Source organism: Vibrio sp. OPT41 (assembly GCF_015163595.1).
In the GTDB taxonomy this organism is placed as follows: domain Bacteria; phylum Pseudomonadota; class Gammaproteobacteria; order Enterobacterales; family Vibrionaceae; genus Vibrio; species Vibrio alginolyticus.
In genome coordinates, this window is the sequence record NZ_JADDYH010000038.1 from 82,177 (window position 1) to 108,337 (window position 26,161).

Sequence of the window (26,161 nt, forward strand, 5' to 3'; positions counted from 1 at the left end):
GTTCGAGAAGTCAGCGTACGAAGGATGTACAAATGAGTGAAACCCTACTTGCCCTAGTGGCATTTTCGCCAATTGTTGTTGCCGCCATCTTATTGGTTGGTCTCAACTGGCCTGCTAAAAAAGCCATGCCTATTGCGTTCGGTCTAACCGTCGCTATCGCACTAATGTTTTGGGATATGTCAGCCAATCGCGTACTGGCCTCCGTATTCCAAGGACTGGGCATTACTGTCTCTGTTCTATGGATCGTGTTTGGTGCCATCTTCTTGCTCAACACTTTAAAACACACTGGAGCGATCACCACAATCCGTAATGGATTTACCGATATTTCGGCTGACCGCCGTGTACAAGCCATCATCATTGCTTGGTGTTTTGGCTCGTTCATTGAAGGCGCCTCTGGGTTCGGTACCCCGGCAGCAATCGCTGCACCACTACTGGTTGCAATCGGCTTTCCTGCGCTAGCCGCTGTCCTAATGGGCATGATGATTCAGTCTACGCCTGTTTCATTCGGCGCGGTAGGCACGCCTATCATCGTAGGTGTAAACAAAGGTTTAGACACCCATAACATCAGTGAGTCGTTGGCCGCACAAGGTGCAACGTGGGAAATGTACCTGCAAGATATCACAGCGCACGTTGCTGTCATTCACGCAGTCGTAGGTACGATGATCCCAGTATTAATGGCGATGATGTTAACACGTTTTTTCGGCAAGAACAGAAGCTGGAGTGAAGGCCTGGATATTCTACCATTTGCGCTATTCGCTGGTGTCTCTTTCACCGTTCCATACGCGTTAACCGGCGTATTCTTGGGCGCAGAGTTCCCTTCACTTATCGGTGGTTTGGTTGGTCTGTCTATCGTTGTTACCGCAGCGAAAAAAGGCTTCTTAGTACCAAAGACTAAGTGGGATTTCGAAAGCGAAGACAAATGGCCTGCAGAGTGGTTAGGCTCGCTAAAAGTCGATCTAAACGACAATCCGGGCAAGCCAATGAGCATCGTAAAAGCTTGGGTTCCATATGTAATGCTGGCAGTTATTCTCGTCGCAAGCCGCGTTAGCCCTGAGCTGAAAGGCTTTGTACAAAGCGTAAGTTTGTCGTTCAGCAACATTCTTGGTGAGACTGGCGTTAGCGCTGCTATTCAGCCGTTATACCTTCCTGGTGGCATTCTGGTGTTTGTCGCACTACTTGCTGCAATGTTACAAAGCGGCAGTGTAAAGCCATTGCGTGAAGCGTTTGGCGAGTCAAGCAAAACACTGATTGGGGCGGGTTTTGTCTTGGTATTTACCATTCCGATGGTTCGTATCTTTATCAACTCAGGCATCAACGGTGCTGACCTAGCAAGTATGCCCGTCACAACCGCAAACTTCGCCTCTGACCTTGTTGGTTCTGCGTTCCCAGCGCTGAGTGCCACCGTTGGTGCACTGGGTGCGTTCATCGCTGGCTCAAACACGGTATCAAATATGATGTTCAGCCAGTTCCAATTCGAAGTGGCACAAACGTTGTCTATTTCGAGTGTGATTGTTGTATCACTCCAGGCCGTCGGTGCTGCTGCAGGTAACATGATTGCGATTCACAACGTTGTTGCCGCATCAGCCACGGTAGGTTTGCTTGGTCGAGAAGGCGCAACATTGCGTAAAACGATTATCCCTACGTTCTACTACATTGTAATGACAGGCATTATTGGATTGGTGCTGATTTATGGCTTCCAAATGACAGATGTCTTAATGAAGTAACGCGAAATGCAGGGTTTACAGCCCTGCCTAATTTGACACAGCTGTCTGCACTACTACCCCGACATGTTGATTTAGCTTGCTACATCAATTCCCCCGACAGCTGTGTCACCCTTTCCAGTTTGCATAACTGATTGAGTGATTTAATAAAATTTTTCAACCAATTATGTAAATGGGTTACCAACATCACCGATTCAAACGTAAGTGAACCATAGGTAACTATACTCATTTTGATGTCTTCACTGCTTTGCGATGAAGGCTCAACGAAAGAGCAAATTGCTCCACAACTTTGCTTAGAATAACCGCTAGGACACCATTATGATTATCTCAGCTTCTACTGACTACCGCGCTGCCGCGAAAGCCAAGCTTCCCCCGTTTCTATTCCATTATATTGATGGCGGCTCTTACGACGAACGCACGCTGAAGCGTAATACTGACGATTTAGGTGATGTCGCTCTTCGCCAACGCGTCCTACGCGATATGACAGATTTGAGCCTCGAAACCGAGATCTTCGGTGAGAAACTGGCAATGCCAATCGCGCTAGCTCCTGTTGGTCTAACTGGTATGTACGCGCGCCGAGGCGAAGTGCAAGCAGCAAAAGCAGCCGAGAAAAAAGGCATCCCGTTTACTATGTCGACTGTTTCGGTTTGTCCGATTGAAGAAGTCGCACCTGCAATTGAACGTCCAATGTGGTTCCAGCTTTACGTACTTAAAGACCGTGGCTTTATGAAGAACGTACTTGAGCGTGCAAAAGCAGCAGGCGTAACAACGCTGGTGTTTACCGTTGATATGCCAGTTCCTGGCGCACGTTACCGTGACATGCATTCAGGTATGAGTGGCCCTAACGCGGCCATGCGTCGTGTATTCCAGGCGATGCGCCACCCAAGCTGGGCGCTGGATGTGGGTCTACTTGGTAAACCGCACGACTTAGGTAACATCTCAACTTATCGTGGCGAACCAACAAAGCTAGAAGATTACATCGGCTGGTTAGGCGCAAACTTCGACCCTTCTATCTCCTGGAAAGATCTTGAGTGGATTCGTGATTTTTGGGATGGTCCAATGGTTATCAAAGGCATTCTAGATGAAGAAGACGCGAAAGATGCGGTACGTTTCGGCGCGGACGGCATTGTGGTATCTAACCATGGTGGCCGTCAGTTAGATGGCGTACTTTCAAGCGCTAAAGCACTACCAAGCATTGCGGATGCGGTAAAAGGTGATCTTAAGATCTTCGTAGACTCTGGTATTCGTACTGGTCTTGATGTCGTTCGTATGCTCGCACTTGGTGCAGACTGTACGCTTCTTGGCCGTTCATTTGTGTACGCATTGGCAGCACAAGGCGGAGCAGGCGTTGAAAATCTACTGGATCTGTACGATAAAGAAATGCGTGTAGCAATGACGCTGACTGGCGCTAAGTCTATCGCGGATCTTTCACGCGATTCGCTAGTGAAAATCCCATAATCTTTGCAATCGAGCAAAACAGAAACGAAAAAACGAGCCAACAGTGGCTCGTTTTTTATTGCTCTTCAACCCGATAATTTGACGAGCAAGCTAGCTAACTTGGTGAACGTACTCGATCACGACTTGGTTTCCGTCGATAAACACGTTACTGATATCGCCATCCACCGTCACACGATTTTGTAAATAAACGGTACCAGATGCAGATAGGTCACGCTCCGTCAAAGACGGAATCACCTGACCAGGACGTACATGTAGCTGCTCGCATAGCTGTTTTACAAAACCTAGCGTCAGTGGAGAATTACCACGTAACAAGCCAGAAAACTCGTGTAGACTCAAACCAAGGCGCTTCGCCATTTCCATTTGAGTGATGTGCATTTTGGCTTTTTGTGACATCCAGATGTCGTAGAGCGCGTTTCGATCCAGCTCTGTAAATTCCATATCTGCCTCCGCTAATTCAAGAGCCAATACACTCTCACACTTACTTAAGATAAATGTTAGCGATAAGTCAGAGAAGTTATAATTGATCGTCCAAATATCAACCCTCAATCATTGGTAGCGTACCTCTGAACATGCATGAGGCGGTCGCTCAACAGAACATTGAGGTGACTATCTTGTCATCGGAAGGAAAAGTCCATCTCGGACGGTTTAGACATAAGTAAATGATTTAAAGGAAATCACTGGGGTGAAGGAGTAATATCTGCTACCTTTCCTTCCATGGTTCACTAGAAATAAGTTACATATGCCACAGTGGTTTACCGAATTACAAAGCTACATTGAAACGTCTCATCAAAATTGGAGTGGGAGCGTCCTTTTCATTACGCTCGCTAGCTTTATAGCTTGGATAGCTTGGCGGCTGATTCGCTCTCGCCTCGCTGCGCTCGTAGAGAAAACGCCCTTCCACTGGGATGATATGTTGCTTGATGCGCTAAAAGCGCCAGTCAGTACACTCATTTGGTGTTGGCCAGCAACCGTCTCTATCGGCATCATATTGGAGAGCGAGCTCAACGATAAAATAAACTGGTTAAGTACGCTGAAACTGATTTTAATCATCAGCATCTTCGTATGGACCGTTATGCGGCTCATTACCAATGTTGAAGAGCATGTTCTCGAACAAAAGAACCGAGATGAAACAACAGTACAAGCGATAGCTAAGGTCGCGCGCCTGTTCTTTATTACCGTCGGAATTCTAACCGTAATGCAGGCATTTGGTCTGTCACTATCGGGCCTCCTTACCTTCGGTGGTGTTGGTGGTTTGATCGTCGGTTTAGCGGCGAAGGATTTGCTGTCTAACTTTTTTGGAGGTCTTATGATCTACTTCGATCGTCCATTTAAAGTTGGCGATTGGATCCGTTCTCCAGACCGACAAATAGAGGGGACAGTAGAACGCATTGGCTGGCGCATGACCATTATCCGAACTTTCGATAAGCGTCCACTGTATGTACCAAACTCAGTGTTTAGCAGCATTGTCGTAGAAAACCCATCTCGCATGCTGAACCGACGTATCTACGAAAAAATTGGACTTCGTTACGACGATGCAGAAAAAATGCCGCAAATTATCACCGCGGTAAAAGAAATGCTGAAAAATCACAAAGACATTGATGCACGCCAAACACTTATCGTTAATTTCGATACATTCGGTCCATCATCATTGCACTTCTTTATCTATACCTTTACTAAAACCGTGAATTGGGTGAGATACCATGAGGTTAAGCAGGACATACTGCTTAAGGTAATCAACATCATTAAAGAACACGATGCAGATATCGCGTTCCCTACTCAGACGCTTAAGCTTGATCCTATACAAATGGTAAAAGCGGAAGAGCAAGAAGATCACGGCTTCTAGTTTTCACCAATACCCAAATAATCAAGCCCGCTATGTTTAAGCGGGCTTTTTATTTTTCTTCGCATGAAGTGGTTATTGTTGCGTTAACACCATACGTGCATTCAGCGGTTGGATTGGGCGATTGTTTTTCCCCATTACTTCCGAAAAAGATTTTATCTGCTCAGGAGAAATAGTTTGTGCTTCTTTCATCACCAACCAACGCACACCTTCAGAGCATGGTGGTGTCGTTAGTGAGCCGTTAAAGCGGTAGTAGTCTTTATCACTTGGGATAAGGGCATCCGCATCAAATGGAACCTTGATGGTAACATCTTGATCTTTAGTTGGAATGTTAGCTAGCATCTTAGCTAAATCTGGGTTCGCGTCACCCAGTTTAAAGAACACCGCGACAACAGCTAGATGACCTACTTTGTCGGCATGCACAAAGTGTGCTTCTAGAGGGTATTCTTTACCGTCCACATGGTTTTCAGATGGCGTATGGAAGTGGAACTGTTTCAACGTAAACTCTTTACCATCAATGGTGAGTGTGTTTTTACCTTCTAAACCAGTCTGTAAAGTGTGACCGTTGTTCAGCAGTGAAATTGCCTTACCTTCGTAGTCGAAATTCAATTTTTCTAGCTTCGCTTCGGTCGCCGATTCAATGTTGATTGGGCTCTGGTTTTGACCTTTTGCGCACTCAGATGCAAACTCACCCCAATGAGCAGGTCCATGGTTTCCCTCGTAGCCCCAGCTTGCTGCATAAGCTGTTCCTGTAAATACCAGTGCCAAACCTAATGTTGTTAGTGACTTCTTCATCATTTTCCTTATTTCTGAAAGTTAAATTCCGTGAGAATAAAGCCATACTAATCTCACAAAATTAAGCAGTGACAGAGTGAAAACTATGATTACAAAAGATTTTTGGAATAGAAGCCTCTAATGATGTAATTGACATGATGCTCAAAATTGAACGTCAACGATTATTGAGTCGGTGTAAGTACCTGCAGGAGGGGTCGTTTGGCTGGTTAGTATCTGCGTGCGATAATTATAATTCTGTGGAGTGATACCATCAGGAATAGAGCCGCCAGTATCGACGTCACTGTGTTCACGACGTTCAGAACTGGTTCCTCCCCAGCGATCCATCGATGATGACTTATAGATTTCATACTCCAAATAGTGACCACTAGAAATCATTCGTCGCTGACCGCCGGACGCATTTAGGCCGTCATTCAAGCCAATGGAGAAGGAACTATTCTTGGTACAAGTTAACGATATAACCTGACTGACTGGTTCAAAACCGGCCACTAATGGGGATGAACCAAAATCAATATCTGGCGCTGTGATCATACAATCAGGGGTCACTTCCAACTCAACCGTAATCACGCTTTGAGCGCTGCCATTGGCGCGGCCAATGCATACCCCTAGAACCCCGATACCCTTACAGTAATCCCAAATCCAGGATACGGTGATTTGGTCTTTATAAGTCCCAGCGGAAAGATTACTACCCGCTCCCGTCCGAGCATAAAGCGGAAACTCAGCTTGAGTGCCAAACAACCCGAGTAAATCGAGTAACCCGATTTCAAAAAAATTGTAAGTTTGGCCGAATACATACTCTTGTGAAAGACCTGGATCGCCAAAAATCTGATAGCTGAGCTCCGAACTCGGATCATCCTCATTTAATAGCAAACCATTATTTATACTGTTAAACGTTGCTGATACGTAGTCGCCACTTAACAAAGACACAAGTGTAGAAAAGTCACACGTAATCCCCGCATGAGGCTGAGCTGAGCTTTGCTGCTGAGAGCTTGAAACAGTAAACGAAGAAACATTGCCAAACAAGATTAAAGGTGTTGCCGCCGTGAGCTGACAAGCCATTGTCGAGAACGAGAAAAAGAGAAGTAGGCTAGCAAACCAGCTGCGCAAAATCATAGTGCGGTCTCTTCTTCGGCTTTGATACAAACCTGCTCAGGCAATGTTTGTATTTTTTGACTGTCACGCTGATACAACCCCTCAATAAACACTTTACATGGCGGCTGTCCTTGAGGATAAAACTGAATATAGCGGCCTGGGTCAACGCCTTCAAAGTACGTAAAACCATCCCAACCAATTTGGCTTGTTAAGCCCGTTTCTGAGCGGCCATATGTACCAATCGGAAGGAACAAATGATTTTCGTCTACCACCGTCATGCTCAGTGCAATTTGTAGCTCTATTGGGAACTCTAACAGGTAGCCGTAGCCCGAATGTATCGAAGCAAACTGCTCTGTTGCAGAAAACGCAGCATTGGCAGGTAAATTAAGTGGATCGATTTCATATTTGGCGGTGTAATACGCCGTAGCCCAAGGAACAAGTAGGTAACCTTCATCGTCTGTCACTCCGACAATTTGATTTTCATATTTAACCGGAATACCTTCAAAACCACTGGTGCTCACCACAGCGAAGCTGTCATACACTTCATTCGCCGGGAATATTTCTCCATCCAACGTAGAGACCGAACCTGCCATTTCCGCAAAATAATCATAGTCGCCACTGGTGCCATTTAACCCCGCTCTGAACTGCGCCCATGACGCACGGTAGGTCAAATCAGCCTGTTTACGGTTTTCTGGGTGTTCGTTAATATCATGCGCTAAATTGACGCCCCACCCACCTCGTATTGGCGCAAGGCGGCTGTAACCCACTCGCCCTCGCACATCGCCACCGTCCTCTCTTTTCAGCGTTAGCCCCGAACTTCCCCCCAAAGAACTGAAAGGTAGAGAGAATTGCGCCAACGTAACACTCTGACCACCAATACTATGATTGTAAGAAAGGGACATATTGATATTAAAAGGCAGAGCGTAGCTATAAGTGAGATTTAGGGTACGTGAATCTGAGTCGGATTGTTGAATATCAAAGTACCCACCAGAAAGTGAGCCCCAATCTCCCAAACGGACTCCCATATTGATTTGTGATAGATGGCGCGACGCGAGTGAAGCGTCTTTGCCTTCATCGAGCATTTCGTAATTTGGTAAATGAGATAAGGTATAAAAGTCGGCTTGTTCTACTTGAGTTCGAGCAGCGAAGCTAAACAGCCGAGACTGATAACTATAACCTAGCGCATATGAGGTAGATTGATCCTGAAAATTACTCACACGAAACGAGGCATCCACCGTACCCAAGTTGAAAGCATTAGTGACAAAGCCCAGCCCCGCAACGATCAGGTCACCTTTTGCTTCAGCTTGAGCTTCTAATGTTAACCAATCAGTCATGCCATGACGCAGAGCGGTAACCACGCCACCGTCTCCATAGTCGTTAGATGCATTACCGAAATTTTCTCTGATCGCACCAATACTCGCACTGTAAGATGTAAATCCGGTCTTCAGTAGATCGGAAGAGAGAAAAAATGGGCTGGTCATGACCGTTTGCTTACCTTGAGCATCCGTTGCAATTACCGTTGCTTCCCCAGCACCAGAGAGCATTGGAATATCGTTAATAATGAAAGGACCGGGCCCAACATTCATTGAGTCAGTTTTAAAGCCATTGATAAACAAATCTAACGTAGTGGGCGCTGTGACCTCACCATAAAATGCAGGTAACGGCGTCGTCACGACATCCGGACGCATAGAGAAATCATGTGACAACTGAATACCCGCCAGTCTTACTGGTTGGCTCCAAGATAAAGGGCGAACAATATAGTCCCCTACCTCCATACGAATTCGCTTCTCTTGATTGACGTACTCGTAACTCGTATCAAAACGAGTGTACTGGCTGCTTTGCTGGGACTGAACATCGCGATGAAAGTTAGATTTAAATATCCCGGTAGTAGAAAAAACGCCAAACTCAGAAAAGGCTCTGACTTCATGATTGATAGAAACCTCCTTTTGTCGGCTTTCGTTCTCGTACACACCAAATACGTTGTAGTTAAGCAGGCCACCACGCCCAAACTGAGCCGGGGAAAATCGCCCCATATCCTGCGCTGATAAATTCTGCATCGGTAACCAATTAGGCGGTACGTCAATTGCGAGTTGCAATGACGATTGCAAGTAACGCACGTTAACACCTGGGATAGACGTAACCTCAAGTCTCTCTTCGGTTCCAGGCAACGACTTGGCGGTAACCCCAACTGAAATGAGGTCCTCCCGGAGCAAAAAGAACTGATCGCCAACTCGCTCAACTTTCGCAACAAGCCCGGTTGCTCTTTGATTGATCACCAACTCCAGATTGAGGCTAATATTCTCAAACTTTTCTAATGAGAAATTTTCAGGACTCGGTAGCTCAGAGAAGTGGTTTGCTGAATTTGCACAAAGACCAATACTGCTCCACGTTACGCTAAGTAATACCAACCAAAAGAAAGCATTCATTGTATTAAATCTATTCATTATTGCTTCAATGGTATTTGGTAACGTTTACCTCCAATATTCGCGCTCAAACTCAAGGGTCTGACATTACTATGGGGAATAGACCAAACCTTATACTGTTCAGGAAGAATATAGCCAGCTAGTCCATCGGAAATAACGACAGGATCTTTATTTGGTAGATTCAACTGTAAATTCACTAAGCGAACATGGTGTTTTCCTGAATTTTTAATGTGAACAAAACGCTGATTATTTTTCTTAATAAACTGTGCCTGTAAATCATCCCATAATTCACTGTCACGGTTTGGTTTTTGAGTATCAGTCAGCCCTTTCCCGTAAATAAACAAAGGTATCGAGTAACGCATTCGGACTTTTACAGCGAGTTCATTTTCCGTCAATTCTGTTTGAGGGTTTTGAGTTGGCGGTAATTCATCTATGATCACTCGGTATGCATACTCCTTACCCGCAGAGGCCTCATCTTGGTTGATGATGCGGATTAACTGCTTTTCACCTGGTTCAATTTTGACAAACGGAGGGGTTGCAATTAACTGGCTTTGACTTGAATAACTATCTTCTCCTTCGTTTTGTTCCCACTTAAAAATTCTCACCTGTAAATAAGAATCAACACTGCCTTTATTTACCATCCAAAGTGATGTTGCATTACTCTCCTCTGATATTTTGGGGTAAATCGGCCAAATTAATAATGAGTTAGCATTGGCATTTGAGAAAAAAACAAAAAGGAAGGTTATTAATAATAGTTTTTTGAGTATGAATTCCATTTCACCCCTCCAAAGTTCACTTACCACTCTAATGTCAGCGTCAGCGTATCCATATAAATTCCAGCCATTTCATTCCCATTTATTGTCGCCTTTGCCCAGATAGGAAACTGAATATTATCTGGGTCTTGGTCGGTATCGACGGAATATTGCGTGTCAATATCAAGCACCTGCGTATAATTTAGATCCTGAAACAAAAAGTAATCTACCGTTGTCGCTTCTTCACTGTGCTTTAGCTTACGTACACCGTCCGATGCATTCATCCCGCCATTTACGGAAACATTCATCGTAATACCCGGAGTACAACTTAATGTGAGTGATGAACTGTAAGTGATGCTGCCTTGTACTTCCGTCGCGTAAACTGAAGAATGCTCACCAAAATCTAACGTGCCTATTTGCCCAGCTTGGGTTGCGCTTTCTTCTTGTACTGCGCCGTTAATCAAACAACCTGTATCTACGGTGGCAGACACCTGAAAAGTTTGTGTCGCATCAGCCAGCACAGTTAAAGAGCACAAACTCATCGCGACAAGTGAAAAGCCCCTAACAACCAGCGTCACGTTTTACCAGCTTAGCGTCACACTGATGGTATCGGAGTATGTGCCGGCAATGCTGCTCGTACCGTAAGCTTTCGCAAAAAGCTCAATAGTTTGCGATGTTGCACTAGTAAATTCAGACAGAGCTACCGTCCCGCCTTGTATAATTTGTGTGCTTCGGTCTGAGTCGGTAAACAACGTATAATCAATAAATTGCGCGCCATTTGACATCGCGTAGGTACCAACGGTCGCACTTGCATCATACAATCCGGTGCCCAATGTAAACGTCGGTGTCACACCGTTACTACAAAGCACTTCAATACCCGTCGCACTACCACCATTTACCACACCATCTTGTTCACTGAAGATTGCAGGCACGTCTCCAAAGGCGAGTGAGCCAAAGCCAACGCCAGAAGCTGCATCTACCGCATTGTTTCCATTAATCACACAACCTTGTACAAGGTTAATTGAAACATCAATCGTACCGCTCACTGACGCTCCACTCGCTTGCCAACTAAATGAGGTTAAGAGCAGAGGCATCATCAGATAAAATCTTTTCATATAAAGCTCCATTTTTACATTCCACTGTATATCGGTAACCTTTTTATTAGTTATAGCTCAATTATGACAAACCAAATGCATATAAAATGTAAAACAATAAAAAGAAGCAGGATAAGGATAAAGACGAACAGCAAATAAAAATATTAAACTTAAAAGTGACGATTTTTAAGCATGTAATGCTAAAAAATAACCACTAAAAACAAATGGTTATTATCTTGTTCCAAATACAGAATCGACAATGAGTTAGAAGGTAGGGTGAAGTTGAGTGGAAAAAATCTAAAAAAAGTAGCAGAACGACACGAGAAGTTTAGAAAAGATTGGCGACCATTTCTTCCCGAAACAAGAATCTTCATGAAACAAAAATGCGCCCCAAAAAGGAGCGCATTTCTTACTTGAATAAGTTATTCCCAATCAAGAATAACTTTGCCTGACATACCGCTGCGCATTACATCGAAGCCTTCTTGGAAGTCATCAATCTTGTAGTGGTGCGTGATGATTGGCGATAGATCCAGACCAGATTGGATCAGTGAAGCCATCTTGTACCAAGTTTCGAACATTTCGCGACCGTAGATACCTTTGATCACCAAGCCTTTGAAGATAACTTGGTTCCAGTCGATACCCATGTCTGACGGTGGAATACCTAGTAGTGCAATGCGACCACCGTGGTTCATTGTGGTTAGCATTGAGTTGAATGCTGCTGGGTTACCAGACATTTCTAGACCAACGTCGAAGCCTTCTGTCATGCCTAGCTCAGCCATTACGTCTTCTAGCTTCTCTTCAGCCACGTTTACTGCGCGTGTTACACCCATCTTACGAGCAAGTTCTAGACGGTATTCGTTCACGTCTGTGATCACTACGTGGCGAGCACCAACGTGTTTAGCAACCGCTGCTGCCATGATACCGATTGGGCCAGCACCTGTGATAAGCACGTCTTCGCCTACTAGGTCGAAAGAAAGTGCTGTGTGTACTGCGTTACCAAACGGGTCAAAGATAGACGCTAGATCGTCAGAGATGCCTTCAGGGATCTTGAACGCGTTGAACGCTGGGATCACTAGGTATTCAGCGAATGCACCTTCACGGTTAACGCCCACACCAATCGTGTTGCGACATAGGTGAGTACGGCCGCCACGACAGTTACGACAGTGACCACACGTGATGTGACCTTCGCCAGATACGCGGTCACCGATTTCAAAGCCACGAACTTCCTGACCAATCGCAACCACTTCACCCACGTATTCGTGACCAACAACCATAGGCACTGGAATTGTCTTTTGTGACCATTCGTCCCAGTTGTAGATGTGTACGTCTGTACCACAGATAGCGGTTTTCTTAATTTTGATCAGAATGTCGTTATGGCCAACTTCTGGTTTATCAACCTCAGTCATCCAGATGCCTTCTTCAGGCTTTAGCTTTGATAATGCTTTAATTTTCATAATGTAACCTTAATTAAAGGCCCTATTGTCTAAGGCCTAGAATCTTAAATAAGACCCATGTCCTTACCAACTTGGATGAACGCGTCGATTGCACGGTCTAGCTGCTCGCGAGAGTGCGCCGCAGACATTTGAGTACGGATACGTGCTTGACCTTTTGGTACTACAGGGAATGAGAAGCCGATTACGTAGATGCCTTTCTCCAGCGCACGCTCTGCGAATTCTGCTGCTACTTTTGCGTCACCAAGCATGATCGGAATGATTGCGTGGTCAGCACCACCCATTGTGAAACCAGCGTCTTCCATACGAGTACGGAAGTGTGCTGCGTTTTCCCATAGACGATCACGTAGGTCACCGCTCTCTTCTAGTAGATCTAGAACGCGGATAGAAGCGCTTACGATTGCTGGTGCAACAGAGTTAGAGAATAGGTATGGACGAGAACGCTGACGTAGCCAGTCAATCACTTCCGCTTTACCAGATGTGTAACCGCCTGAAGCGCCGCCCATTGCTTTGCCTAGCGTACCAGTGATGATGTCGATACGGTCAACTACGTTGTGGTGCTCGTGCGTACCTGCACCTGTTTTGCCCATGAAGCCAACAGCGTGAGAGTCATCAACCATAGTCAACGCGCCGTACTTCTCTGCTAGGTCACAGATAGCCGGAAGGTTTGCTACTACGCCGTCCATTGAGAACACACCGTCCGTTACGATAAGAATGTGGCGAGCACCTGCTTCTTTCGCAGCGATCAGTTGTTGCTCTAGCTCTTCCATGTTGTTGTTTGAGTAGCGGAAACGCATTGCTTTACATAGACGAACACCGTCGATGATTGACGCGTGGTTTAAAGCGTCAGAGATGATTGCGTCTTCTTTGCCTAGAATAGTTTCAAATAGGCCCGCGTTTGCGTCGAAACATGATGTGTAAAGAATCGTATCTTCTTTACCTAGGAACTTAGAAAGCTTCTGCTCAAGCTCTTTGTGGATGTCTTGCGTACCACAGATAAAACGTACTGAAGCCATACCAAAGCCGTGCTCGTCCATGCCTGCTTTACCCGCTTCGATAAGTGCCGGGTGGTTAGCAAGACCAAGGTAGTTGTTCGCACAGAAGTTTAGTACTTCTTCACCAGTAGAGATTTTAACAGCCGCTTGCTGTTGAGACGTAATGACACGCTCTGATTTGTAAAGGCCTTCCGCCTTTACTTCTTCGATTTGCTGCTGAATCTGTTGGTAGAATGCAGAAGACATTTGAAATTCCTTCCTAGTTATTTTGGCGAGTATTTACTCGTTTAGAATTAGGCTTAGCCTTTATGTGACGGGCGTCACGGGCTATCACTCATCAATTAATTGTAGTGTAATTCAAGGAAGGAGGAAGGATTATACCTTAAGGTGGAAAAGCATTAATGAATCCTAGGCACAAGTTCGATTAATGCTTTTCTATAAGGTTGTTATAAAAGGAATTATAGCCAGGTAGGCTTAGCCAAAAGTGTTTCAAAGTCCTTAGCAGGTAATGGTCGGCTATAGTGGAAACCTTGTCCGAACTCACAGTTTAGGTTTTTCAGGTAATCCACATGACGCTGTTCTTCGATGCCTTCTGCGACGATCTTAAGATCCAGCGCTTTCGCCATTGCTATGATTACGTTCACAAGCTCGCGGTCTGAGTCGTTCTCGAACATATTTTGCATAAAGCTACGATCAATCTTTAAGCGGTCGAACGGAAACTTCTGCAAGTAACTCAGCGCAGAATAACCAGTACCAAAATCATCAATAGTAAGTTTGGTGCCTAACGCTCGTAAGTTATTAAGCATGTCTAATAGCTCAGAATCGTGATTAAAGAGGAGACTTTCTGTCACTTCAATATCGAACTTATCTGACGGAAGACCAGACTCCTCAAGGCTGTGTTTAATAAACGTAAGTAAGCGCTCGCAGTACCTAAATTGAACACTAGAAAAGTTTACAGAAACAAACAACGGAGTCAGACTTTGCCATTGTGCCGCTTGTCGACACGCTTGTTGAATAGCAAACTCACCAATTTGATGAATTAAACCATTTTTCTCTGCAATAGAGATAAACTCTTCAGGGTTTACGAATCCGTACTTGTCATCATTCCAACGCATTAGCGCTTCTGCCCCTACGATTTTACCACTACTCAGCTCAATAATTGGCTGATAATACAGCTCTAACAACTGATTGGAGATCGCACTTCTCAGACGATTTTCCAGATCCAAATAGCGTTGCAAATCTTGGTTCATATTATGGTTATAAAAACAAAAGCCATCACGCCCATCTTGTTTCGCCCGATACATTGCCATATCTGCACATGCAAGAAGCTGCTCAGCGTTGTCTCCGTCATCCGGAAACACAGACATTCCGACGCTACTACTCAAGAAGAATTCATGGTTGTTCCAAACAAACGGATCGTTAAACGCCGAAAGTACACTTGAAGCAACTCGCTTTGCAGTATCATTATCAGGCAAATCAGGGATGACGAGTAAAAACTCATCTCCACCAATTCTCGCCAATAAGTCTGTTTTTCTCGCGACTTGATACAGTCGCTGAGCACTGAGTTTAAGGATTTCATCCCCAACAAAGTGTCCCATTGAATCGTTAATCTGCTTGAAGTGGTCTAAGTCGATGAACATCACCAAAACTTTAGACCCACTACGCGATGCCCTAATTAACTCCAAAGCCAATCGCTCGGAACCATAACTACGATTAGGCAAATTAGTTAATGTGTCATATTTAGCTTGGAAGGCGAGTTCTTTTTCAGACGCTTTTCGACGTTCAATTTCGTTCGTTAATTTTTTATTCTGTTGAGAAAGAATATCTTTACGCTTTTTTTCTTCCTCAAGCTTAATTTTCAATTCAATCCTATTATTGTTCGTGATGAATGCATAACATAAAGCAATGACGATCATAACGGCCAGAATACTCAAACCAATAATAAAGAGCCGTGATGTAAATATATCTCGTTCACTCAAAGGCTCGAACCACGCCATCAATTTAAAGTGATGTTTATCCACAGGCACTTCAAAGTAAATTTTTCCGTCTACAGCCTCAGAAACGAAATAGTTCTCATCCTTATTGTGAGAAGGTGTTTTATTTATGGTATCCCATACAACCATTTCCACGTCTTTTATTTTTAGCACCATTCGGCTATAACTATCTTCGTGTTCTTGGTTAGTAAGTTGGTCAATAACAATATTCTTATTAAGATCGGCAATTAAAAAAGCAACAGGCTTTCCGGAGAACTTAACTTGCTTAATGACTTGAATGCGAACGTCATCATTGTATCGCGTCGCACAAACCTCTTCGGGATGCCCGTGTTGAGTCATTAAGGTTTGTATGTCCATTTTGTGCTCGGCAAGGTTTTCAGTTCCAGTGGTGACAATGGTGACTCCATCACTGCCTACCAGCGTGAGCTTCTTATAGATTTGGCTGCTATTAATTAGCTTACTGTCTATCTTCTCATCGAAGCGACGCTTTAAATTAATTAGACTGGCTCCTAATCCATACTCCATTGACATGCCAGAAGCTAAATTACCAAAGAATGTTTGTATTGTTTTATCTGTAGCTAGATTATCAACATCTTCACTCGCTATGGTAAATAAATTATCGAGTGTGCTTGCATAACTTTTTACTTTTAAATCTAGTTCTCTGTATTGAGATTCTTTTAACTTATTTTGACCTACGCTAGTCACAGTAATAAGCATAGCTAAGTAAATTGAAACTAATATTGCGCTTATTGTAATAAATCTTTTACTGGAAAATTTTTTAACGGCCTTATTCATCGGAGTTTCTTTTTATCTTCTATAAAGTAATCGTTATAAAAGTAGTAAATAGATGGATAGTATTTTTTTACTAGTTTTTCGTATGAACCGTCTTGTTTTATCGAGTCTAAATAACGATCAAATGCTTTGCGTAATTCAGGGGAATTTTTACGGAATGCAACAGCCATTTTTTGATTCTCAGATATAGGGCCAATGACTTTTATTTCACCCGGCCATTTTTCGAGGGCAATTAGCGTATCCGCAACATCTAATAATGTGCTTTCCGCATCATTTTTCATTATCGCTGGAACCATCTCATTAAGGAGACGCGCCCCATCAGGTAATATAACTTTTGCACCTGTGTCATATAAGTCATAAAGGTTAGGATCCAAGCAAGAATGTTCTAAAGCTAACACTTCGCGACCATCGATCAGCTGCTTGACGTTTTTAACATCTTCATCGACCGACCCACTTGGTTTAATCGGGCTCAGACTAGAGTCGGATCTGGAAACCAACCATACACCTGAAGGAAAATAATCTTGTGAAAAATCGACAACCTCAGAACGCCAATCAAGAATAGTAACGCCATTTGCGATCAAATCGCCTTCAATTGGAACACTTTCTCCGACAACAGCCTGCTTGTTGTGATATTGCACATTTTGCCCTGTCAACTTACCAACCACGTCGCTCCACTGTGCTGGAACATACTGGTACTGAACACCTAACGACTTGGCAAAACCTTTTATTATCTCTACATCCAAGCCAGTCAAAGTTTCCACTTCACCTTGTTCAATATAGGAGACAAAGTTAGCGTACGGGACACCAATGTGACGCAGTACACCGCGTTCACGGATTTGTTGTAAATCGTCTGACCAAGCGGCAGACGACGCAACAGAGGTAACCATGAGCGCCACCGTCGCTAAAGTTCTTTTGAATGTTATGACTGACATAATAATATCCTTACCTTTCACAAAGCGCCCAATAATGGGCGCTTGAGTGATAAACAACGATGTTAGAACGACGAGTAATACAAATTCGTCATCGCCACTACGAGCCCTTCCACATCTTGTTCGTCATGGAACAAATGCGTAGAGATACGCAGCGCGTAAGTATCAAAGTCATCATCCTTATGCAGCTTAAAGCTAGTCGTACGGATGATGTAACCATACTCTTCACGTAAACGATCTCGGAATTCCGTCAGTATCTCTTCATTAGTTACATCGGAGAACGGGTTAACCGTCGTTAAGCCACTGGTTAAGCCTTCCACGTTTGGTGAATACATTTTGGCTTGTGGTAAGTACTCTTGAAGCAAGGTTTTACATAAACTACCAAGGCTTACAACTCGCTCTTCGATACGGTCTCGACCAATCTCATCCCACATTTTGCAACTATCAACTAGTGCTTGTTTCGCAGGATAGTTATCGTTACCAATGTATTGCATTTGCAGCTGTTTACCTAGGTAATCAGCATGAGAAAGTGAGGAGTTGATCAACCATAACGGGTTCTCTCGGTCGCTCCAATACTCATTCAAACGGTTACCGTTATCACGAACATACAGAATACCTGTCGCGCCCGGACCACACTGCCACTTATGACCAGATCCTGCATAGAAATCACAATCCATATCGTGGAAATCAAGGTCAAACATACCGACCGTATGCGCGCCATCAACAAGAGTAGGTACACCACACTCTTTTGCTAAAGCACAAATGGCTTTTGCTGGTAGCGCGGTTCCTGTTTTGTATGTGATATGAGAGAAAACAATTAGGCGAACGTTTTGATTCGCATCAAGCGCGTCTCGGAACGCTTGAATGTAATCTTGCTCAGAAACGTTTTCGGTACCAGTAAATACTGGTAGTTGAATTTCTACCACATCCACACCAAAACGATGTTTCGCTACGTTCATAGGTGATGTTGCAGCAATATGTTCATGGTGTGTCGTTAGAATCACATCACCTGGTTCAAAGTGTAAGCCATTAATGATCGAGCATAAGCCATCAGTAGTGTTGCGGCTGAGAATGATCTCTTCTGGGTTAGCACCAAAACCTGGCGCGACGTCTTTAACCATCTCTGAAACATAAGGCCAAGAGCCAAATTTGCCTTTCATATCCCAAGGGTATTTAGCCACCAGCTTGTTGTTATGCTCGTAATCTTCAAGAACATGTTTTGGCATTGAACCTGTTGTACCAATGTTCATGTAAGTGGTTCGTTTGTCCAAAACGAACTGTCTTCGCACTTTACGCCAGAAGCGCTTATCGTGTTTTCTACCTAGCCCGCGGCTGCTCCAATCAATTTTCTGTTCTCGTGCTTGAGCTACGCCTGAGAAAGCGGAAGCACTCACACCAGCAACAACAGCTCCTGTTGCGCCTTTCAGAAAATTACGGCGGCTGCTATTAGTCTGAATAGATTCCTTGTCTTTCATCTTTTTCAATCCTTGTCGGAAATTAGCCATATTATTAATTTTAAGTGCGTAACTATCTGTTACTAAAACATTATTACCCATTACAATCAGAGTTTAATTTTTTCCTCTGCCATTAAGTGACTTTAGTTCCAATTTTTTATCTTATTTGATGATATAAGCAACAGTTTGACCACAAATCTATAAACAACAATGTTCACATTAATATATTCGTTAATTTGATTATTCTTTATTGCGGACAATTCCACCAAATTCTTTATAAAACAATTATGAGCTTTGTTATAAAGTCATTAAAAATTTAACTTTGCGTTAATTTAAAAATATTCAGGCTATTTTAAGATTGGCGTCTATTCTTTTTATATCTTAACGATCTCAACATGTTAAGACTAAATAAAAGAAAGCTGATTTCGGATCGAGATATCAGTTTAAGACCATAAAGTGATACACATCACTCTATGACATAAACTCACCGCTCAACATACATAAGTAAAACAGGTTTTCACTAATATGTGCTTGAGCGTACACCCTAAAAGAAGGAGGTCCCATGTTAAAAGGATTGCTATGCATTTCAGTTGCATCCGCTCTTGTCGCCGCACCTAACGTGCTAGCAAAAACGGTAGAAATGACTGCTCTCAACACCAATGAGAGTGCGGGTACCATTGAGATTTCACAAAGTGATTATGGCGTTGTTTTTACGCCTCAATTATCAGGTTTGTCAGCAGGTGTGCACGGTTTCCATGTTCACACTAATCCATCTTGCGATAGCATAGAAAAGGATGACAAAACCGTATTAGGCGGCGCAGCAGGTGGCCATTATGATCCTAACAACACAGGGAAGCATGGCTATCCTTGGACCGATGACAATCATTTAGGCGACTTGCCTCCACTCTATGTGGACATGGACGGCAATGCCAATCAGCCCGTTGTCGCGCCTCGCCTAAAATTATCGGATTTAAAAGGTCGAGTGTTAATGATCCATGCAGGTGGTGACAATCACTCCGATCACCCAAGTAAGCTAGGTGGTGGCGGCGCTCGCGTCGTATGTGGTGTTATTGAATAAACATTAACTTATGTCTCACACTTCTCTTTAGATTGCGAGAAGTGTGAACTTCTGTTGATATTGAGAGGATGTTGCATTGGTCTCAAGGTAGCTGTGGTGAAGCATTAAGATCGATTGAACAATCTTCGTCCCGATCCCCAAAGAACCGCCCTCCGCTTCTTCCTCGATGTGATTGACGAAGGTAAAGTGGATACGCGACTTATCCTCACTCAAATGCGCTTGGCAATGCACTTCCGAGCCGATTGGGCTGTGGCGCAATGCATTTTCAAGCAGGTTCAATACCAACCTCTCCAATAGCCCCTTGTCACCCACAGTTTGGATTTCGCTATCGATATCCACTTTCAACACCACTTCTTTACGAGAAAACTGGCTCTGCATCGTTTCGGCACATTCTGCCATCAACACGCCAAGATCTACGGGGCGGTACTCGTAATTTGGCATTGGAGCTTCTTTGCGCGCAGCGTCTAACAAAGAATGTAATTGAGTTGAGAGCTTCTCACAATTTCGGAAAGCGACATCAATCAAAGGATCAGATTCCGGATGTTGCAAACGCCACGTTTCCAAATAGCCAAGCACACTCGATAACGGCGTTTTTAAATCATGACTAAGCTGCAACAAGCTTTGACGACGATGAGACGATTGATACTCCAACTGTAAAAACTGTTGCTGAATGTGCTTCGCCATCATCTGATAAGAGTGCGCAATCGGCACAAGCTCTGGCACTTGGTGAGTAAAATCAGGTTGCAGGCGGAAATCATGTTCAGCTTGCTGTTGAAGTTGCTTGGTCACGCGCTCAATCGGATTCAATAGGCTACGTTTGACCAGCACATAAGCTCCAAGAGCAAAGCCTAAAATGGACACTAAGACCAATCCTGCCAGCGCGATGTAAGGAGTATCGACTTGAGCATTGGCAATGGCGTCATGTCGGGTACTGCCAATCACCACGTAGAGATAACCGACCGTTGAGCCTAATTCCTCTATCGCCGCGACAGAAAAGACTTTGTGTTCACCACGATTACGTGGATCTTCACCCAAAATAGGAAAAGGCTGGTCATTTAAGAATTGCTTAATGGGATTGAGATCCACCTTCCCCATGATCTCCGCCCCTTCCGGTGCAGCATGGGTGGTGATATTGCCTTGGCTATCAAGGAAGTAGATTTCAAAGTCAGGGCCGATCAGCATGAGCGTGTGAAAAATCGACTTGAGCGCTTTAGGGTTGTAATCCGTCCCGATCATCAGCGGGTTATCATCACGCATGTGGCTGGCTAGCTCTTTATGCAGGCTTTGCTTGGTGCGTAACTCAATGGTTTCTTTTTGCCAATTGTAAGTCAGTGCAATCACCACCGCCGCGAGGCAGAACCACAAGCTAGTAAATACTACCAAGCGAGATTTGAAGCTCATCCTATCGCCTCCTTAAACAGCGGTGTTTTTGCAACACCCGTGATGATTGAAAAATGACGGTGAAAACAACTGCCGACTTACTGTCTTGGCTTGATGTTTTGACTTACTTTCTTGCATTAGTGTCTTGGTTGAAACTTATACCCAACACCCCACACGGTTTGAATGAAGTGATGATCAGAGTCAGACAACGACAATTTGCTGCGTAAACGGTTTATGGTGCTACACACAGTGTGGTGATAACCAGAGTGACTGGTGTTCCAAACGTGATCGAGCAATTCATCTTTACTGTAGACTCTGCCCGGACGAGTCGCGAGAAACTGCAGCAAAGTAAACTCTGTCGCGGTAAGAGTGACGTCTTTGTCGTTTAGGGATACTTGGTGCAACTCCGGAATGATTCTCAGCGGACCAAAATCCATCGCATCGTCGAGGACTTCATTTGCCACCTTTGCTTCTGCGGTTTGGCTGACTCTGCGTAGCACGTTTCGCACTCGTGCTTGGAATTCTAATACGCTAAATGGCTTAGTGATGTAGTCATCAACGCCCGCTTCTAAACCGTCAACCTTGTCCATTTCACCGTCTCTGGCTGTCAGCATGAGCACTGGGCTCCAATCTTGTTGCTGACGCAAATAATGGCAAATGTCTAGACCATCACCATCTGGTAAACCTCGGTCAAGGATCAATAAATCAAAGGGTTGTTGCTGGTATTGCGTTTTAGCATCGGCGACATTTGTGGCTCGCGACACTTGGTGTCCTTGAAACTTGAGATGCATCTGAACCAGTTCTGCCAAATCATCGTCATCTTCCACCAACAAGATGTTCGCGACTAAATTGATTGCCTGTTGTTCCATGGTCCTTTCCTTGCCTTCGAGTATCCTCACTTTGCACATGACCGGAACAAATTAGAAATTCTTTCAAAAAAGGTTCCGATGACGCCATGAGGGATAAAGCGCTCGGCTACAAGCGCTTTGGAAAGGAGACGTCATCGGAGCCTGTGTTACTCGACTCGAGTGATGGTGACTTTCGCACCTGGGTTCAAGAAACGATGGTTCGCAGAGAGTGCTGAGTTTGCTAATCCATCATCTTGGCTAACAACACCCGCATGGAATGCAACAACGTCACTGCTGTCATTACGAGCGGCATTGAAGCCCTCACCGCCACCTGCTGGGCCCGGAATGGTTTCGGCAAGCTCATCATTCAGTTCCGTGCCGGAATCCCAAACGTTCATGCTCATTTCATAGCTTTCACCCACCGCGAGCGATTTGAGCGATAGCCCCGTTTCGCCAACAAAGGCATCATTGGTATTCACAAACATAGACGCCACAGACAAGTAACCGTAACGACTAGGGTCAACCGTGATGGTGACTTCGTCCGATGCACCCGGCAACACCAATCCATTGCCCGAAATACCTTGGTAAACACTGTCATTGCTGTTCATCAACTCAATCAGCTCAGCGTTACTCCCGCCTTCGGCAAGGTGCTCAAGTTCAACGGATGCGGCTTGTCCAATTTCAAACAATTGGTAGTCACCATTGTGAGTGAGTACAGCGAGCGGAGACATAGGTTGATTCGCAGTCAAGTTCGCAACGTTGACGGTGTAGCGGTACGATTTCACTACGTCATTATCATCATCGCTTGGACAACCGGCGAGCAAGCCGACTGAAGCTGCTACTAGTAAGATTCTGTATTTCATACATCCCCCTTACTTCACAACGATTGTGATGGTTGCGACTGGGTTTAACCAACGATGGCTGCTGCTGTCTAGGTCACTGATGCCGCCAGTTGGGTCGCTATCACCAAGGTTACCCGGATGCACGTGAACTTTGTCGTTAGTTACCGTTGCTTCAACGCCTGTGCCGCCAGTACCAAAGGTAATGAAAGGTGGGTTTGGCATGCTAGACGCAAGTTCATCGTTCGCTTCTGTACCGGCATCGTAACTTCTTAGCGTTGCTCGGTATGTACCCGCTTCCGTTGGAATCTTCCAGCTATCTAGACCGACAAAACCATCATTGGTTGGCAGCAACATCGCGCTCAGAGAAAGATAACCGTGGTCGCCACTGTCCAAGGTGAAGGTGGTTGCAACACCCGGATTCAAAATGCCGCCAGCAGGGTTCTCAACCACCGCACCACCAGCGTTACCAATCACGCTAGCAAGACCAGAGATATCACCGCCTTCTGCCATAGCTTCTAGTTCTGGCGTTGCTGCTTGACCCGTTCTGAACATTTGAAGATCAGAACCATGTGCAGCGACAATAAGTGGCGTAAAGTAGATGCCTTTGGTTGCGTTTGTCACGGTGATTTCCAATTCCGCCGCATTCACTGATGCAGAGCCTAGTGCCATAGCGACTGAAGTCATGACGAGTCCGAGTTGGGTACGTTTTTTCATTGTGATTCCATCCTTTAATGAGGGTTGAACTACCCAAGCCCATGTGTACGGCTTTACTTCATTGTTCGTGACTTGAGTAGGTTAAGCATTACGTTTCGAACGTTTTGCGTTCTTGCCTCTAAGAATGACGAGCAAATCTATCAGCAACTTCATCGAATTCTCATAAAATTCTCACAAGTTCTGTTCGAATTCTGTCAGCAGCACTTTTTTATTTATACTCAAGTAACCTCGAGATGCTTGGTTCAGCGAGGATGACTTGGTTTGAAGGCGAGGCAACAATTTGAAAATCTAGTGGTTCTAAATCGAAAATTGTTAACGAAGCATGCGAACCAAGGCAACTCGCCCTTCGGGAGCGTGCCACTGAAGCAATTTCTTCGTCAAACAACTTGGAAAGAGCTCGCTATTCCGCTTCGTTGTTTTCCTTGCTTGCTTTCGATAAATAGGGAATCAGTGACAACGCTCTGAACCATGTATCTTGAAGTCACTTGAGTATATTTTGGTATTTACACTTCGCACTTTCCCCTCCTACAATGCGATATTCCCTGTTTAAATCACGATTCTCACCATGATTCATAACGTTCTGTCTGCCTACTATGGCGAAATCTACGGCATCGCTTTTTTCAACCACTACTTGAGCCATTACACCCAAAGTGAACAACAAACGCTGTGGCAAACCTTGATTGAAGTGGAAGAACTCACCGCAGAAAAGCTCAAACCTGTACTGCTGACAAATGGCATGGATATCGAAAGTCGACACCAAGAGATGCTGGATAAAGGCTTGGCAGATGCAACCAAGTGGATTGGTTTACCATGGCAAGAGTTGGTGGCGACTCTTCTGAAATGGGTAGAACCTTATGAGGTCAAGTATCGAGAGTGGCATGAAGAAGTGAAAGCTTCACAGCAGTATTCAATCGCTGAGCGAGAAGCTATCGAGTTGATTGCAGACCACGAAACGGCCATTTATCACTGTTGGCAGCAATACCATACTGGTGAATCTGGCTTGCCTGCACTCAATGCATTTTTGGCAAAATATCGTTAAAGCGAGACAGTGACACTTGAACCTCGTGAAACCGTACCAGACAATATCGTTATTCCGCTGCGCAGAACTGAACAATTATGGTTAATCCAAAACTCATTGCCCTACTTCCTGATCTTGCTTCGTTTATCTTAGTGGTAAACGAAGGAAGTTTTACCGCTGCAGCCAAACAACTCGGCGTGACGCCATCGGCTTTAAGTAAGTTGATCACACGATTGGAACAAGCCCTCTCGGTGAAACTGTTTGAGCGCACAACTCGTAAGTTGATCATCACTCAAGCAGGGCAAAAGGTTTACGACCAAAGCATAGCAATGGTAAATGCCGCGCAGCAAGCCGTTGAGCTATCTGCGGAAGATCATGCCGAGCCAACAGGCGCACTCACAGTGGCAGCCCCTGAAGCATTTCTTAATTCGGTGCTTCAACCATTTGTGTTGCCATTCCTAGAACGTTATCCAAATATTCAGCTTAAGCTGAGAGCAGCAGATGGTGAGATTGATCTTTTCCGCCAAGGTATTGATGTCGCCTTTAAGCTCACCGACAAACCCGATGAGAATCTGGTACTCAAAGAAATTAGCAAGACCAATCTTGTTTTGTGCGCCTCTCCAGATTACCTCACCAAACACGGTATGCCTGAGCATCCCACTGAACTTGAGAAGCACGATTGTATTTACCTTGCCGAGAACGACAAAGACAACATCTGGTCGTTCTTTAAAGAGGAAGCGTTCCACTCGATTGCAGTAAGTGGACGCTACGCCGTCAACCACTCCCAAATGCGCTTGAACGGGGTTAAGTCTGGCTTGGGAATTGGGATCTTCCATGACTTTGTGATCAAAGACGCGTTAGAGCAAGGAGAAGTGGTGGAAGTATTGCCGGATTGGATGATCAAGAGTAACTACCACGGCGCTATCGCGATGCAGTATGCGCAAACCAAATACATGCCTGCTCGTCTGCGCGTGTTTATCGACTTCGTTAAGGAGCATTTAGTCTCCAAGGATACTAACCATGCTTGAGCTAACCATGTTTGAAGAGGCTAACCATGTTTAATGCCATTCATCACGTCGCGATCATTTGCAGCGATTACTCAAAGTCAAAACGCTTTTACACTGAAGTGTTGGGATTAAAAGTCATTGCTGAAAACTATCGTGAAGCCAGAGACTCCTACAAGCTTGACCTCGCTTTACCTGACGGCAGTCAAGTTGAACTGTTTAGCTTTCCGGGCGCCCCTGAGAGACCGAGCTTTCCCGAAGCGCAAGGCCTGCGACATCTCGCTTTTTTGGTTGATGATGTTGAGCAAGTGAAAGTCTACCTAGAATCGAATGACGTTGAAGTTGAGCCAATTCGTATTGACGAATTTACAGGCAAAGCCTTTACCTTCTTCCAAGACCCAGATGGCTTGCCACTGGAGATTTACCAGAAATAAAAAGAGCCAGCACTTCGACTTCGCAGGCTCTTTTATTATTCCATTCTTTGTCTGTT

Annotated in this window: 23 protein-coding genes; 7 read left to right on the forward strand and 16 right to left on the reverse strand. The window is 44.7% G+C overall.

All coding sequences use genetic code 11. The annotated features are described in order from the left end of the window. Positions 1–32: 32 nt before the first annotated feature. Together IQP38_RS16495 and lldD are read left to right on the forward strand one after the other, a co-directional pair. A complete protein-coding gene (locus tag IQP38_RS16495; RefSeq protein ID WP_017635488.1) occupies positions 33–1,724 on the forward strand; it encodes an L-lactate permease in 1,692 nt (563 codons plus the stop codon). A 315-nt stretch (positions 1,725–2,039) separates the two neighbouring features. Beyond that, positions 2,040–3,179 carry an FMN-dependent L-lactate dehydrogenase LldD gene (lldD, locus tag IQP38_RS16500; RefSeq protein WP_005383962.1) on the forward strand — a complete coding sequence of 380 codons (1,140 nt, stop codon included), beginning with the start codon at positions 2,040–2,042 and terminating at the stop codon, positions 3,177–3,179. Between the two features lie 90 nt (positions 3,180–3,269). On the opposite strand, the gene IQP38_RS16505 is transcribed toward lldD, so the two are convergent. After that, positions 3,270–3,617 (reverse strand): helix-turn-helix domain-containing protein, encoded by a 348-nt coding sequence (locus tag IQP38_RS16505; RefSeq protein WP_005375109.1) that lies wholly within the window; start codon positions 3,615–3,617, stop codon positions 3,270–3,272. A 301-nt stretch (positions 3,618–3,918) separates the two neighbouring features. On the opposite strand from IQP38_RS16505, the gene IQP38_RS16510 reads away from it, so the two are divergent. Further along, entirely contained in the window at positions 3,919–5,022 is a 1,104-nt protein-coding gene (locus IQP38_RS16510; protein WP_005375107.1) for a mechanosensitive ion channel family protein, read from the forward strand. A 72-nt stretch (positions 5,023–5,094) separates the two neighbouring features. Here the strand turns inward: IQP38_RS16510 and IQP38_RS16515 are convergent, their stop codons facing one another. The 11 genes from IQP38_RS16515 to IQP38_RS16565 form a co-directional block, all read right to left on the reverse strand. Beyond that, positions 5,095–5,814: a carbonic anhydrase gene (locus tag IQP38_RS16515; RefSeq protein WP_005375106.1), complete on the reverse strand. Its 720-nt coding sequence runs from the start codon at positions 5,812–5,814 to the stop codon at positions 5,095–5,097. 141 nt (positions 5,815–5,955) lie between these two features. After that, positions 5,956–6,924 (reverse strand): spore coat U domain-containing protein, encoded by a 969-nt coding sequence (locus IQP38_RS16520; protein ID WP_193837768.1) that lies wholly within the window; start codon positions 6,922–6,924, stop codon positions 5,956–5,958. Next, positions 6,921–9,329: a fimbria/pilus outer membrane usher protein gene (locus IQP38_RS16525; protein ID WP_193837842.1), complete on the reverse strand. Its 2,409-nt coding sequence runs from the start codon at positions 9,327–9,329 to the stop codon at positions 6,921–6,923. Before IQP38_RS16525 ends, IQP38_RS16520 begins: the two co-directional genes overlap by 4 nt. A 17-nt stretch (positions 9,330–9,346) precedes the next feature. Continuing rightward, on the reverse strand, positions 9,347–10,102 hold the full coding sequence (locus IQP38_RS16530; protein WP_005375103.1) for a molecular chaperone: 756 nt from the start codon (positions 10,100–10,102) through the stop codon (positions 9,347–9,349). A gap of 20 nt (positions 10,103–10,122) precedes the next feature. Beyond that, on the reverse strand, positions 10,123–10,620 hold the full coding sequence (locus IQP38_RS16535; RefSeq protein ID WP_017820521.1) for a spore coat U domain-containing protein: 498 nt from the start codon (positions 10,618–10,620) through the stop codon (positions 10,123–10,125). 39 nt (positions 10,621–10,659) lie between these two features. Continuing rightward, positions 10,660–11,205 carry a spore coat U domain-containing protein gene (locus IQP38_RS16540; protein WP_005375099.1) on the reverse strand — a complete coding sequence of 182 codons (546 nt, stop codon included), beginning with the start codon at positions 11,203–11,205 and terminating at the stop codon, positions 10,660–10,662. 389 nt (positions 11,206–11,594) lie between these two features. Then, positions 11,595–12,626 (reverse strand): L-threonine 3-dehydrogenase, encoded by a 1,032-nt coding sequence (gene tdh, locus IQP38_RS16545; protein ID WP_005383983.1) that lies wholly within the window; start codon positions 12,624–12,626, stop codon positions 11,595–11,597. Between the two features lie 44 nt (positions 12,627–12,670). Continuing rightward, the gene (locus IQP38_RS16550; RefSeq protein WP_005375095.1) at positions 12,671–13,864 is read right to left on the reverse strand and encodes a glycine C-acetyltransferase; all 1,194 of its coding nucleotides are present in this window, start codon (positions 13,862–13,864) and stop codon (positions 12,671–12,673) included. Positions 13,865–14,076: 212 nt separating this feature from the next. Further along, entirely contained in the window at positions 14,077–16,407 is a 2,331-nt protein-coding gene (locus IQP38_RS16555; protein ID WP_193837769.1) for a putative bifunctional diguanylate cyclase/phosphodiesterase, read from the reverse strand. Further along, complete coding sequence (locus IQP38_RS16560; protein WP_017820522.1) at positions 16,404–17,336, reverse strand: transporter substrate-binding domain-containing protein; 933 nt, start codon at positions 17,334–17,336, stop codon at positions 16,404–16,406. The genes IQP38_RS16555 and IQP38_RS16560 overlap by 4 nt, the downstream gene beginning before the upstream one ends. A gap of 62 nt (positions 17,337–17,398) precedes the next feature. Then, positions 17,399–18,808 carry an aminotransferase class V-fold PLP-dependent enzyme gene (locus tag IQP38_RS16565; protein ID WP_193837770.1) on the reverse strand — a complete coding sequence of 470 codons (1,410 nt, stop codon included), beginning with the start codon at positions 18,806–18,808 and terminating at the stop codon, positions 17,399–17,401. Between the two features lie 541 nt (positions 18,809–19,349). Between IQP38_RS16565 and IQP38_RS16570 the strand changes: the two genes are divergently transcribed. Continuing rightward, positions 19,350–19,865, forward strand: a complete 516-nt coding sequence (locus IQP38_RS16570) for a superoxide dismutase family protein (protein ID WP_193837771.1) — start codon at positions 19,350–19,352, stop codon at positions 19,863–19,865. Positions 19,866–19,892: 27 nt separating this feature from the next. Here the strand turns inward: IQP38_RS16570 and IQP38_RS16575 are convergent, their stop codons facing one another. The 4 genes from IQP38_RS16575 to IQP38_RS16590 form a co-directional block, all read right to left on the reverse strand. Next, positions 19,893–21,266: a sensor histidine kinase gene (locus IQP38_RS16575; protein ID WP_193837772.1), complete on the reverse strand. Its 1,374-nt coding sequence runs from the start codon at positions 21,264–21,266 to the stop codon at positions 19,893–19,895. A 116-nt stretch (positions 21,267–21,382) separates the two neighbouring features. Then, positions 21,383–22,114, reverse strand: a complete 732-nt coding sequence (locus IQP38_RS16580) for a response regulator transcription factor (protein ID WP_041053947.1) — start codon at positions 22,112–22,114, stop codon at positions 21,383–21,385. Between the two features lie 146 nt (positions 22,115–22,260). Beyond that, positions 22,261–22,956 (reverse strand): spondin domain-containing protein, encoded by a 696-nt coding sequence (locus IQP38_RS16585; RefSeq protein WP_086047238.1) that lies wholly within the window; start codon positions 22,954–22,956, stop codon positions 22,261–22,263. Positions 22,957–22,965: 9 nt separating this feature from the next. Further along, positions 22,966–23,649, reverse strand: a complete 684-nt coding sequence (locus IQP38_RS16590) for a spondin domain-containing protein (protein ID WP_005384002.1) — start codon at positions 23,647–23,649, stop codon at positions 22,966–22,968. 565 nt (positions 23,650–24,214) lie between these two features. On the opposite strand from IQP38_RS16590, the gene IQP38_RS16595 reads away from it, so the two are divergent. The 3 genes from IQP38_RS16595 (at position 24,215) to IQP38_RS16605 (ending at position 26,105) form a co-directional block, all read left to right on the forward strand. Further along, the gene (locus IQP38_RS16595) at positions 24,215–24,688 is read left to right on the forward strand and encodes a hypothetical protein (protein WP_017635502.1); all 474 of its coding nucleotides are present in this window, start codon (positions 24,215–24,217) and stop codon (positions 24,686–24,688) included. 77 nt (positions 24,689–24,765) lie between these two features. Next, a complete protein-coding gene (locus IQP38_RS16600) occupies positions 24,766–25,695 on the forward strand; it encodes a LysR family transcriptional regulator (protein WP_167415866.1) in 930 nt (309 codons plus the stop codon). 26 nt (positions 25,696–25,721) lie between these two features. Then, a complete protein-coding gene (locus IQP38_RS16605; protein WP_167415865.1) occupies positions 25,722–26,105 on the forward strand; it encodes a VOC family protein in 384 nt (127 codons plus the stop codon). The last annotated feature ends 56 nt before the right edge of the window (positions 26,106–26,161 follow it).